This is a genomic window from Ensifer sp. 2TAB8, assembly GCF_052115125.1.
GTDB lineage: Bacteria > Pseudomonadota > Alphaproteobacteria > Rhizobiales > Rhizobiaceae > Ensifer.
This window is the reverse complement of record NZ_JBFRGB010000030.1, coordinates 1-12,245: the sequence shown is the minus strand read 5'-3', so window position 1 is coordinate 12,245 and position 12,245 is coordinate 1. Positions and strand designations below refer to the sequence as shown.

General features: G+C 61.4%; 11 protein-coding genes. 4 read left to right on the top strand and 7 right to left on the bottom strand.

Features of this window, described 5'->3' with window-relative positions; all coding sequences use genetic code 11:
- Window positions 1-370 precede the first annotated feature (370 nt).
- Window positions 371-1,318 carry a GlxA family transcriptional regulator gene (locus tag AB4Z53_RS30555; RefSeq protein ID WP_441599189.1) on the top strand — a complete coding sequence of 316 codons (948 nt, stop codon included), beginning with the start codon at window positions 371-373 and terminating at the stop codon, window positions 1,316-1,318.
- 44 nt (window positions 1,319-1,362) lie between these two features.
- On the opposite strand, the gene AB4Z53_RS30550 is transcribed toward AB4Z53_RS30555, so the two are convergent.
- From AB4Z53_RS30550 to AB4Z53_RS30520, 7 genes are all read right to left on the bottom strand, one after another.
- The gene (locus AB4Z53_RS30550; protein WP_441599147.1) at window positions 1,363-2,358 is read right to left on the bottom strand and encodes an Ldh family oxidoreductase; all 996 of its coding nucleotides are present in this window, start codon (window positions 2,356-2,358) and stop codon (window positions 1,363-1,365) included.
- A gap of 2 nt (window positions 2,359-2,360) precedes the next feature.
- Complete coding sequence (locus tag AB4Z53_RS30545) at window positions 2,361-4,346, bottom strand: oxidoreductase (RefSeq protein ID WP_441599146.1); 1,986 nt, start codon at window positions 4,344-4,346, stop codon at window positions 2,361-2,363.
- Window positions 4,347-4,475: 129 nt separating this feature from the next.
- Window positions 4,476-5,552: a quaternary amine ABC transporter ATP-binding protein gene (locus AB4Z53_RS30540; RefSeq protein WP_441599145.1), complete on the bottom strand. Its 1,077-nt coding sequence runs from the start codon at window positions 5,550-5,552 to the stop codon at window positions 4,476-4,478.
- A complete protein-coding gene (locus AB4Z53_RS30535; RefSeq protein ID WP_113537287.1) occupies window positions 5,545-6,432 on the bottom strand; it encodes an ABC transporter permease in 888 nt (295 codons plus the stop codon). Before AB4Z53_RS30535 ends, AB4Z53_RS30540 begins: the two co-directional genes overlap by 8 nt.
- 100 nt (window positions 6,433-6,532) lie before the next feature.
- Window positions 6,533-7,534, bottom strand: coding sequence for an ABC transporter substrate-binding protein (locus AB4Z53_RS30530; RefSeq protein ID WP_113537286.1), 1,002 nt, complete (start codon window positions 7,532-7,534; stop codon window positions 6,533-6,535).
- A 65-nt stretch (window positions 7,535-7,599) separates the two neighbouring features.
- Entirely contained in the window at window positions 7,600-8,400 is an 801-nt protein-coding gene (locus AB4Z53_RS30525; protein ID WP_441599144.1) for a pyrroline-5-carboxylate reductase family protein, read from the bottom strand.
- A gap of 7 nt (window positions 8,401-8,407) precedes the next feature.
- Entirely contained in the window at window positions 8,408-9,037 is a 630-nt protein-coding gene (locus AB4Z53_RS30520; protein WP_113537284.1) for a TetR/AcrR family transcriptional regulator, read from the bottom strand.
- A gap of 147 nt (window positions 9,038-9,184) precedes the next feature.
- Between AB4Z53_RS30520 and AB4Z53_RS30515 the strand changes: the two genes are divergently transcribed.
- From AB4Z53_RS30515 to AB4Z53_RS30505, 3 genes are all read left to right on the top strand, one after another.
- Window positions 9,185-11,221, top strand: a complete 2,037-nt coding sequence (locus tag AB4Z53_RS30515) for an NADH:flavin oxidoreductase (protein WP_113537283.1) — start codon at window positions 9,185-9,187, stop codon at window positions 11,219-11,221.
- 2 nt (window positions 11,222-11,223) lie between these two features.
- A complete protein-coding gene (locus AB4Z53_RS30510) occupies window positions 11,224-11,829 on the top strand; it encodes a dimethylsulfonioproprionate lyase family protein (RefSeq protein WP_441599143.1) in 606 nt (201 codons plus the stop codon).
- A gap of 45 nt (window positions 11,830-11,874) precedes the next feature.
- Window positions 11,875-12,245: electron transfer flavoprotein subunit beta/FixA family protein (locus AB4Z53_RS30505; protein ID WP_441599142.1), on the top strand; the 371-nt coding region annotated here is incomplete at its 3' end.

The window sequence follows — 12,245 nt, the reverse complement described above, 5'->3', positions numbered from 1 at the left end:
CATCTCACAAAACTCCTTCTCCTCGGCCAATCGCGCCGTTTGACGAAGATCAGGGTAGAAATCTTCGCGCGCGCTGGAAAATTAGAAGTTCCAATGCCGCCATAAGCGATCCGAGTGTGCTCGCCGAAGATCATGCCTGCCGCTAATGCCGGCATTAGTGAAAGAAATTATCGCCCTTCACCTCGGCTATGTATCGTTCAGTCGGCCGGTCATATCAGGCCAGCAAGCGTTTCCTTCGCGCGTTGAGGAGCAACTGATGATCGAGCGTGGAACTGGGTATGTCGTCGCTGCGAGCCGGCCGGACCGCGGGGCCGTCAACCGATCGGCCAGGCGGCTGAATGTCGGTTTCCTGCTTGCGCGCAAGTTCACAATGAGCGCGTTCGCGTTGTTTGCCGATACGTTGAGGCTCGCCAGCGATACGGACGACAGATCGGGGCGGCTCCTTTGCGACTGGGACGTGCTCAGTCCGACGTCACACATGATCCGGTCGAGTTGCGGCGTCCAGGTTTCCCCCACGTCAGGGCTCGGTGACCCCAAGCGCTTCGATTACATCGTGGTCATTGGCGGCTTACTCAACGTCGAAGAGCAGCTGTCCTACGACGCGGTGCGCTTCCTGCGTCTGGCCCAACAGAAGGGCGTGAAGCTGATCGGTGTCTGCACCGGCAGTTTCATCCTTGCAGATGCAGGGCTGCTTGCCGGAAGTCTGGCTTGCGTGAGTTGGCTTCATCACTCCGACTTCAAGGCGCGGTTTCCAGATATCCGGCTGACGTCACAAAGTCTTTTTGTCGAGGACGGCAACGTGACGACCTGTGCAGGGGGAAGTGCCGTCGCGGATCTCGCGGCTCTCCTCGTCAGAAGGCATGTCGGTGCGGCCGCCGAGCGCAACGCCATCGAGATCCTTCAACTCGATCGTCGCAGGGATGGCTCGGACCTGCAAAGCCGTACGCCCATCGCCCTTCCCGTGCATTGCGACCGCCGCATCCGCGCGGCCTTGCTTTGCATGGAGGAGAATATCGACGACAGGTGGGAGATCGAAAAGATCGCCGGTCATGTCGGCGTGTCCAGACGTCAACTGGAGCGGATCTTCCACAGCAAGACCGGCTACTCGCCAGCGACCGCATATGAGAAAATCCGCATGAAAAAGGCAGCGCTTCTTGTCGAGCGGACCTCGAAATCGATGATCGAGATCGCCCTCGACGTCGGTTTCGCAAGCAGCGCTCACTTCTGCCGACGGTTCCGTCTGAACTTCGGCATGACGCCGCATCAGCTTCGAGAAAAGATGCGAAACCGTTGCCGACCGACAGCCATGGCCGATTGACGCGGACAGTTCCTGCGCGCCACTGGCCGACAGCCCGCGGGGATCTAGGCTTCGCCGGCTATCTTCGTTATCGCCTTGAAAACCTCGAGAGGAATCTTGACGCGCTCCCTTGATCGCGACTGTCTGTTCGTTCCGGGAACATGGACACCGAGCGCTTGAAGTCGCTCGACCTGAGCGCTGGCCCGATCGATGCGTTGGTCGGGGTTCCCGCCAGGCACCATTGCGATCAGTGTCAGTCCAACGGCGGGAGAACGGGTCCCGGACATGAAGTTTCCCGCGTCCAACGACCATGAACCTCCCGAAATGCCGGCAGCCAGCATCTCGACCATCAAGGCGACGTTCGCGCCCTTGCGTCCTCCGAACGGCAGGAGGGCGCCTTTCAATGCTTCGCTCGCGTCGAGCGTAGCACGGCCTTCGTGGTCCACCGCCCAACCTTCCGGGATCGGACGGCGCTCCGCCGCCGCTGCGACGATGTTCACGTAGGCCGTTGCGCTCGAGGACTGGTCTATGACCATCGGCGACATCGGATCCGCCAACGGGAACCCGAAAGCCAGCGGATTGGTGCTGTAGACGGCCGCACCGCCAGACGTCGGTGCCAGCATCGCATTGGCGTTAGTCGCTGCGATGGAAATCAATCCGTGTCCCGCGAGCCTGCGGACGTAGTAGCCGAGTTCGCCGGTAGTATAGCTGTTCTTCTGGGAAAAAACGGCGACGCCGAAGTTGTTGGCAGCCTCGACGAAATCGTCCAGTGCGAGATCGAAACCCAGCTGCGCAATTCCCTGATCGGCATCCGACAAAAAGAATGCAGGGAACGGCCTCTCCAAGGCCGGATTGGGATCGCCATTGATGCGCCCCTGGCTGAAGCTGTGCAGGTAGTCGACGAAGTGGGGGAAGCCCACGCTTGGGGAACCGTAGAGGGCAGCCGACAACGTTGCTTCGACGAGCGAGCGCGCGGTCGGTTCGTTCGCACCGGCTGCAAGGCAAGCGCGGATTGCAAGCTTTTCGGCGCTTTCTAGATCAAGCAGGATCTCTTGCTGCATGTTCAGATCTCCAGTGCGGTTCTCCGACCTTCATAGAAGGCGTAGGGCGCCTGTCGCGGTGCCGCGCAATCGCCGATCTGGCGCGCGACGATACCTCGATCCGCGAGCCCCGGCGTCAGCCAGTCGGCCGGAGAGTTCGTCGTGGCAGTGACCAGTGCCTCCGCTTCGACGAAGCGATCTTCTCCCGTGTTGTGATCGATGATTGTCGCGCCGTTGCCATGCCATTCGGTAACGCTGGCTTCGACGATCCATGCGACGCCGAGCTTGCGGAGCGCCTGTCGCATGGGGACGTCGGCCGCGGTTCTCTGCAACTCCTTGCCGACGAAAGGGTCGGGCGTCAGGATCGTCACATCGTGGCCGTCTTCGGCCAGCTTCCAGGCGGTGCCGCAGCCGCGCCAGCCTCCTCCCTCGTCGAGCAGCAGGACGCGTTTGCCCGGCCGAGCTTGGCGCGCCATGACCGCTTCGACCGTGAAAACGTTGCCTTTTTCCAGTCCCGGCATCGTCTCGACTGTCGGCAGCGCCTTCTGGAAACCCGTCTCCGGGGAATAGGAGCCGGTGGCGACGATGACGCGGTCGAATTCGGATGGGTCGATATCCTCCGCCTCGAAATAGGTGTTGAGGCGAACGTCTACGTTCAGCTTCTCGAGCTGGCGCTCGTACCAGGCCATGAGATCGAGGATTTGCGCTCGTCTCGGCTGCATGCCCGCCAACAGGAAGTTGCCGCCGAGGCGGCTCGACGCTTCGGCGAGCACGACTTCGTGGCCGCGTTCGGCGGCCACCCGAGCGGCTTCCAGTCCGGCGGGACCGCCACCGATCACCAGCACGCGTTTCGGATCACTGGTTTTCAGAAAACGATCGCCGTTCCATTCGGCCTCGCGTCCGACTGAGGGGTTGATAAGGCAGCTGATCCAGTAATCCCGCGACCGGCGGCCCCAGCACATCTGGTTGCACGATATGCAGCCGCGAATATCGTCCGGGCGATCCTCGGCCGCCTTCCTTGCCAGGTGGGGATCGGCGATCTGGCCGCGCACGATCGAAACGAGGTCGGCTGCTCCCTCGCCGAGCACCGTTTCAGCGTTTTCCGGGGTGCGGATGTGGCTCTCGGCGATCACTAGCGCGTTCTTGACGACACCCTTCAGGACTGAAGCGAGGTCGGCGCCAAGTTTTTCCGGATAAAGGAACGTCGGCATCAGCTTATAGAAATCGAGGTAGCCGCCCGAGCCGCAAGTGACATAGTCGATGAGGCCCAGTTCGTCGTGCAAGCGGATGATTTCGGCCAATTCGTCGCGTTGGAGCGCGACCCTCACGTCCGGTTCGTCGCTGACGGCGAGGCCGACGATGAAGTCCGGGCCGCAGATCTCTCTGATCCGCGTCAGGATTTGCTGCGACATGCGCGTGCGGTTTTCCAGCGAACCGCCCCACTGGTCGTCGCGTCGATTGCACCAGGGGGTCCAGAACTGATCGACCATGCCGAGATAGGCCGCCCACACTTCGACGCCGTCGAAGCCGGCGTCCCGACATCGCCGCGCCGCTTCAACGAAGCCGTCGATCGTCTCCAGGATTTCCGCTTCGGTCATCGGATGCGAGCCGTCGCTGTCGTGATAGCTCGGCCCGCCCGAGGGCGACCAATGCGGATGGAACGAGTTGTCGGAATCTCCGTGGGCGCCGACATGGTAGAGCTGCTGGATTGCGACCGCTCCATGGCCCTTGATCGCCTCGACCACCTTCTTGAAGTGAGGGATCACGGCATCGTCGGAATGGCGGAAATTGCCACGGGTCAAAACGGCTGCGGCATGGACAGGCATCGGTTCGACGACGATCATTGCGGCGCCGCCGATTGCCCGCTCCCGGTAGTAGGCTGCGTGACGTTCGGTTGGCAGGCCCTCGACCGCCATGTTCGCCGTGTGTGCGCCGAACACGATCCTGTTCTTCAGCGTGTGGGACCGCAGTTTGAGAGGGGAGAACAGCCGGGGAAACTTCTTCGACATCAGGCGACTCCGGGCAGGGGGATCGGGATTGGAAGGCGGGCTCTCTCCGCCTTCCATGCAGTTCCGGGCGGGCCGCCCGGAGGAGAGACTGTTGGGGCGGCAAGCCGCCCCAATTAGGATGCGGCGAAGTCAGGCGGCGGTGGCTGCGATTGCGGTCGCGTGATCGTTTGCCACACGCGCATTGACCATCGCGCCCGCCAGCTGACGGAATGTGACGGTGCCGACAGGCCTGCCGGATGCGTCGATGACCGTGATGTCGCCTTCGGGGGCAGATGCAAGTGTTCGCACGGCGTCCTCGATCGTGACGCATGCCGGGATGCTCGGCCCACCCGTTGCGGCCGCACCAAGTGGCGCCATGACCGCCTCGACATGGACAACACGGCCCCGGTTCACTTCCTTGACGAAATTGGCGACATAGTCGTCGGCAGGTCTCAGCACGATATCCTGGCTGGTGCCCTGCTGGATGACCTCGCCGTCGCGCAAAATCGCAATCTGGTCGCCGAGCCTCAGCGCTTCGTCGAGATCGTGGGTGATGAAGACGATCGTCTTCCTGATCTCTTTCTGCAGGTCGAGCAGCACCGTCTGCATGTCCGTGCGGATCAGCGGATCAAGCGCCGAATAGGCCTCATCCATCAGCAGCACCGGTGCGTCGTTGGCCAGCGCCCGGGCAAGGCCGACGCGCTGTTGCATGCCGCCGGAGAGCTGATTGGGATACTTCTGCTCGAAACCTTTGAGCCCGACCCGTTCCAGCCAGCGCATGGCCGTGTCGATGCTTTGCGAACGCGTCACGCCCTGGATTTCAAGGCCGAAGATCGTGTTGTCGAGCACGCTTCGATGCGGAAGCAGCGCGAACTTCTGGAATACCATGGCCGTCTGGTGGCGGCGGAATTCGCGCAGTTCCGCTTCCGGCATCTTCACCACGTCGACGCCGTCGACGAGGACTTCGCCGGCGGTCGGATCGATCAGCCGGTTGATATGCCGGATGAGCGTCGACTTGCCCGAGCCGGAAAGCCCCATGATCACCTGGATCGAGCCCGAGGGCATCTCGATGTTGATGTCGCGAAGACCGAGCACGTGCCCGTGACGCTCGTTCAGTTCGGTCTTGGTCAGGCCGTTCCTGACGGCTTCGACATGTGTCCCGGCATTCGGCCCGAAGATCTTGTAGAGATGGCGGATCTTGATGCCGCCGAAAGCGTGATCAGCCATGGACGACCTCCCGGTGCTTCTGCAGCCTTTCGCCATAGGCCTGGCTGACCCGGTCGAACATGATGGCGATGCCGACGATGGCGAGACCGTTGAAGATGCCGAGCGTGAAATACTGGTTGGCGATCGCCTTCAGCACCGGCTGGCCGAGGCCTTGAACTCCGATCATCGAGGCGATGACGACCATGGCGAGCGCCATCATGATGGTCTGGTTTATGCCGGCCATGATGGTCGGAAGTGCGAGCGGCAGCTGGACCTTGAACAGCTTCTGCCGGTTGTCGGCACCGAAGGCGTCGGCCGCTTCGAGCACATCCTTGTCGACCAGGCGGATGCCGAGATTGGTGAGCCGGATCATCGGCGGGATGGCGTAGATGACGACGGCGATCAGGCCCGGCACCTTGCCGATGCCGAGCAGCATGACGACGGGGATCAGGTAGACGAAGCTCGGCATCGTCTGCATGACGTCGAGCACCGGGTTGACGACCCGTTGGACCCTGTCGGAGCGCGACATGAGAATGCCGATCGGCAGGCCGATGGCGATCGACAGGATCGTGCAGACGAAGATCATCGAGATCGTCCGCATCGTATCGTCCCACATGTCGAAGTAGCCGATGAGCAATAGCGTCACGAGACAGCCGGCGGCGATGCGAATGCTTCTGGTCGCTGCCCAGGCGATGGCGAGGATCAGGAGCGTGATGATCGGCCAGGGGGTCTTGGTCATGAATCGTTCAGAGGCGATCAGAAAATGCTGCAGCGGTGCGAAGAAACCTTCGATCAGATCGCCGTAGCTGCGGGTAAAACCACGAAAAGTCTCGTCGATGACCTTCTTCAGATCTCGAAGCGCGTTGTCGTTCATGTGCGGAAATTGATAAAACCAGTCCATTCGGTTCCCCTTCTCGAAAGAGCCGATGCGTTCTTGTTGTTATGTCGGCATGAACGGTGCGATGTGCTGCCAACACACCGCACCGGGCTTCGGTCGCTGATTACAGCGCAGCCTCGATCTTGGTGGCGGCTTCCGGGGAAACCCACTTCTTCCAGATATCCGGGTTTTCCTGGAGGAAGTGCTTGGCACCTTCTTCGCCGCTCGCCTGGTTGTCGGTCATCCAGGCCATCAGCTTGGCAATGGTCTCGTTGCTCCAGGAGCGCTTGTTGAGATACTCCATGACCTCGGGGCCTGCCTTTTCGGAGAAGGGTTTGGCGACGAGCGTTACGATCGTGTCGACCGGCCAGGCGCTTGGTTTAGGGTCGGTGCATTCGGCAACTGTGATGCAGCGCTTCCACTCAGCCGCGTCATAGGGCACGCCGGCTTCGAGCTGCACCATCTCGTACTTGCCGAGGAGGGCGGTCGGTGCCCAGTAATAGCCGACCCAGCCTTCCTTGCGTTCGTAGGCCTTCGCGATCGAACCATCGAGGCCCGCGGCCGAGCCGGTATCGACGAGCGTCCAGCCGGCCTTCTCTGCCTCGAAGGCTTTGTAGAGCTGTGCCGTTACGACCGTGCCGCCCCAGCCTTGCGGGCCGTTGAAGATCGCGCCCTTGCTCGCGTCTTCCGGATCCTTGATGAGGTCGGGATGCTTCAGCAGATCGGGAATGCTTTTGATATCCGGATGGGCATCGGCGAAATATTTCGGGATCCACCAGCCCTGGACACCGCCGTCGGGAAGCGGAGAGCCGACCTTCACGATACGGCCTTCTTCGGTTCCCTTCTTGACCACGTCGGGAAGCAGGTCGATCCATGCTTCGGGCGCTATATCCGGTTCGCCTTTTTCCGCCATGGAGGTGATGGTCGGCACGGTGTCGCCGATGGTGATTTCGGCGCTGCAGCCGTAACCTTCATTGAGAATGATCTTGTCGAGGTTGGAAATCACCTCGGCACTTTGCCAGTTCATGCTGGCGATGGTGACGCTGCCGCAGTCTGCAGCATTGGCGAGCGACGAACCGGCGACGGTTCCAAGGAAAAGGCATGTCGATGCAAGCAAGCTTTTCATTATCGTTCCCTCTTTTGGCGGCTTTTTCTCTGGAGCGGGGCGCCGCGGACCCTGTCCCTACGACGCTAGGAGGCTTCTCCCATGCGAACCGATTTCCTGAACGCTGCCGTCAACCCGCGCGAAACGGCGATATCGAAGCCGGCCGCGCGCATTTCCTCGATGGCGGCCGCGGTGGTGCCGCGATAGTCGAGGAAAGTCTGGACGGTTTCGGCGGGACAGTCGTCCCGCTGTTCCAGCAGCCGGCCCGCCCCCACAAGGAGGGTGTTGACGGCGCGTTTGGCGACTTCGCGCGGCAGTCCATGCGTAATGGCGTCGGCCATCATCGCTTCGGCGAGCAGCGCCGGAAAAGCGGGACCCGATCCGGTAAGGCCGGTCAGATAGTCGATCTCGGCCTCCGTGCGCACTTCATCCTGACAGCCGCAGGCATCGAAGATCGCCCGTGTGATCGTCCGATCCTCTTGTCCGAGCCCGGCCGCGGCAACCCACGGTGTATAGGACTTGCGGACTTCGGCCGCCGCATTTGGCAGAGTACGGACCACGCGGTCCGTCCGATGGTGCTCACCAAGGGTATTGAGGCGGATGCCCGCCATGACGGAGATGAGAAGCTTGCCCTCGGCAACGACGTTCAGGCTGGGCCAGTCGGCCGGGCGGACGGAGAGAACGATAACGTCCGAGCGGTCGGCAAGTGCCTGATTGTCCGATGTCCAGAAGGAGCGGTTGAAACGGTCCGGGCGCTCGCTGCGATAGGAGAGCGACAGGTTTTGAGGCTCGACGATGCCGGCGTCGAGAATGGCGTCGGCGATCGCCCCGCCCAGCCATCCGGCACCACCGATTATGCCAACCCTCAAAGGCCCGCCCGTTTCCATGCTTCTCTCACTCTGGTTTGTAGCCATGCCGGGCGAAGAAGCGATCGAGCTCCCTCTGCTGTGGTGTCTGTCCGGTGTAAATCGCGATGTATTCCGGAATGCGCTTCATGCGGAGCGCAAGATCCTCCTTGGACTGCATCGAGATGTATCCGATCTGGACCAGGTAGGTCGTTCGTGCGCGAACGTCCGCGGGTCCAGCGTCATATCCGAACCGCATGAACATGCGGCCCAGCGCCTCCATTCTCGCCTGATCGGCCTCGTGTACTTCGGCCAGTATCTCGGGCGATTGCAGCGCCCAGCTGCGAACGGCGAACTCGAACTGGGAGTCGAACAAGTCCTTGTTCACCCAGCAGTCGAAGACGTTCAGCATCGCCTCGGCCAAGGACTCCGCATAGGCTTCGGATTGCTTGACCAGATTACCGGTATTCTTCTCCCTCCAGCGCGCGACGAGGGCACTCAGCAGTTCCTCCCGGTCCTTGAAGAACCAATAGAAGCTGGTCCGGGAAAGATTGAGCCGTTTGGCCAACGGCAGGATCTTCACCGAGTCCACGCCCGACTCGAGCAGGGAATCGTAGGCGGCTTCGAGCCACCCCTCCTGAGAACCGCGCCAGCCAGTGTCAGTCATCGACTGTTCCATGATTGCCTCCTAACAAATCCAAGCGATCGTTTCAAGCAAAATGTACACGTGTGTCGAATATCCAAACTGTGGTGTTTTTCATTATTGACACTTATGTACATTTCCGCTTACCGTTGCGATAATTTCCCATAGACCGGAGCCCGTCGCATGTCGAACGATCCCCTGCTTCAGCCGTTTCAGTTGAAGCATTTGACCCTGCGCAACCGCATCATCGTCACGTCTCACGAGCCGGCCTACCCGGAAGACGGGATGCCTAAGGACCGCTACCGCGCCTATACGGTTGAGCGGGCAAGGGGCGGTGTGGCGCTGACGATGACCGCCGGCTCAGCCGCAGTCTCCAAGGACAGCCCCCCGGTCTTCAATAACCTGCTCGCCTACAAGGACGAGATCGTGCCGTGGATCCGGCAAATGACCGACGCCGTGCATGAAGAGGGCGCTGCGATCATGATTCAGCTTACGCACCTCGGCCGGCGCACCCGCTGGGACAAGGGCGACTGGCTTCCGGTCGTTGCGCCCTCGCACCATCGTGAGGCAGCGCACCGCGCCTTTCCCAAGAAGCTCGAAGACTGGGACATCGAGCGCATCATCAAGGATTTTGCCGACGCCGCCGAACGGATGAAGGCGGGCGGTATGGATGGTGTCGAGCTGGAGGCCTACGGGCATCTCATCGACCAGTTCACCTCGCCGCTGACCAACGAACTCGATGGTCCCTATGGCGGTTCGCTCGATAACCGCTTGCGCTTCTGTTTCGACGTCTTCAAGGCCATGCGCGAAAGGGTCGGAAACGACTTTATCCTCGGCGTTCGCTATACGGCGGACGAGTGTCTTCCCGGCGGGACCGGAAAGGCCGAAGGCCTGGAGATCTCCCGTCGTCTCAAGGAAAGCGGCCTCATCGACTACCTGAATGTCATCCGCGGTCATATCGATACGGATCCGGGCCTGACGGACGTCATCCCGATCCAGGGGATGGCGAGCGCACCGCATCTGGATTTTGCCGGCGATGTGCGCGCAGCAACCAAGTTCCCGACCTTCCATGCCGCGAAGATCCAGGACGTAGCGACGGCGCGTCATGCGATCGCTGCCGGCAAGGTCGACATGATCGGCATGACCCGCGCCCATATGACCGACCCGCATATCGTGCGGAAGATCATGGAAAAGCGCGAGGATGATATCCGCCCCTGCGTCGGCGCCAACTACTGTCTGGACCGTATCTACCAGGGTGGCATGGCCTTCTGCATTCACAATGCGGCGACCGGTCGCGAAGAAACGATGCCGCATCGGATACCGAAGGCCACGCTACGCAAGAAGGTAGTCATTGTCGGTGCCGGTCCGGCCGGCCTTGAGGCTGCTCGCGTCTCGGCGGAGCGGGGCCATGAGGTTGTCGTTCTGGAGGCAGCGAACAATCCGGGCGGTCAAATCCGGCTTACGGCCCAGAGCGAGCGCCGTCGGGAAATGATCAGCATTATCGACTGGCGCATGAGCCAGTGCGAAAAGCTCGGCGTCACCTTCCGGTTCAACACCTGGGCCGAGGCTGGCACCGTACTCACTGAAAAGCCCGACGTCGTCATCATCGCGACCGGTGGACTGCCACACACAGAGGTCTTGTCGAAGGGCAACGAGCTCGTCGTTTCCTCCTGGGACATCATCTCGGGGGATGTAAAGCCTGGCACCAACGTGCTCATTTTCGACGACGCCGGCGACCATGCGGGCCTCCAGGCTGCCGAATTCCTCGCCAAGGCCGGCGCGAAGGTCGAGATCATGACGCCGGACCGGTCTTTCGCGCCGGAAGTCATGGCGATGAACCTCGTTCCCTACATGCGCTCGCTGCAGAAGCTCGACGTCACCTTCACCGTCACCTACCGGTTGGAGTCGGTCGAAAAGAGTGGCAACCAGATCATCGCCCACGTCGGCAGCGACTATGGTGGTGTTGCCAAGCAGCAGACCTTCGACCAGATCGTCGTCAACCACGGCACCATTCCGCTCGACGACCTCTATTTCGAACTGAAGCCTGGCTCGAGGAACCTCGGCGAAGTCTCCTACGACGAGCTCATCGCGGGCACGCCGCAGTCCGTCGAGCGCAATCCGGAAGGTGCCTATCAACTCTTCCGGATCGGCGACGCGGTGGCGGCCCGCAACACGCATGCGGCCATCTACGATGCGCTGCGCCTGGCCAAGGATATCTGACGATGGCGCGGCTTGATGCCTTGCAAGCCTTTCTGGACGCGGCGTTTGTCGCGTTCGACCAATTCGCCGAGGATCCAAGATCACGCCTGTCCGTCACGCAGATACTTGCCCAGCTCGAAGCCTCGCAGACGCAACGCTCGGATATTGGCAAGCGCCTTCCCGTCTGCGAACGTTATCTTGACGACGTCCTGGCCACGAAGACCGGGAAAACATCGCTCGACGTGCTGATCGGGCGGTTTACGGCGCTCGAGCCCGCGCTCGAATGGAAGTGGCGTTCGGTCAACGACCATACGGCCAGCGAGAATTTCCTGATGAGCCATGCCAATGCAATGATCGTCGGGCCGGGCGGCCTGGAGGATCGAAGGGATCTCTGGCTCGGCGTGACGTTGATGGCGCCGAACGCGCGCTATCCCGATCACGACCATGCCCCGGAAGAGACATACCTCGTCCTGTCGGAGGGCGAGTTCCAGCACGGCGATTCCGAATGGTTCTCTCCGGGGATCGGAGGTTCCTTCTACAATCCGCCTGGCATCAAACACGCCATGCGTTCGGGTGAAAGACCGCTGTTCGCCTTCTGGGCATTGTTGCCCGATCGACCGAGACACTGACGAGAGGGCGTTCGGCCAAGACCGAGCGCGGGAGAAAGGTTTGCGATGAAAATACTTGTGACGGTGAAGCGGGTGGTTGACTACAACGTCAAGATCCGCGTGAAGGCCGACGGTTCGGGCGTCGAGCTTGCGAACGTGAAGATGTCGATGAACCCGTTCGACGAAATCTCGGTCGAAGAGGCGCTGCGGCTGAAGGAAGCCGGCAAGGCCGACGAAGTCGTCGTCGTTTCCGTCGGCCCGGCCAAGGCTGAAGAGACGCTGAGAACTGCACTTGCCATGGGTGCCGACCGCGCCATCCTGGTCGAGACCGAAGACCAGGTCGAGCCACTCGCGGTTGCCAAGATCGTCAAGGGTGTGGCCGAGGCTGAACAGCCGGGCCTGATCATCGTCGGCAAGCAGGCGATTGATGATGACAG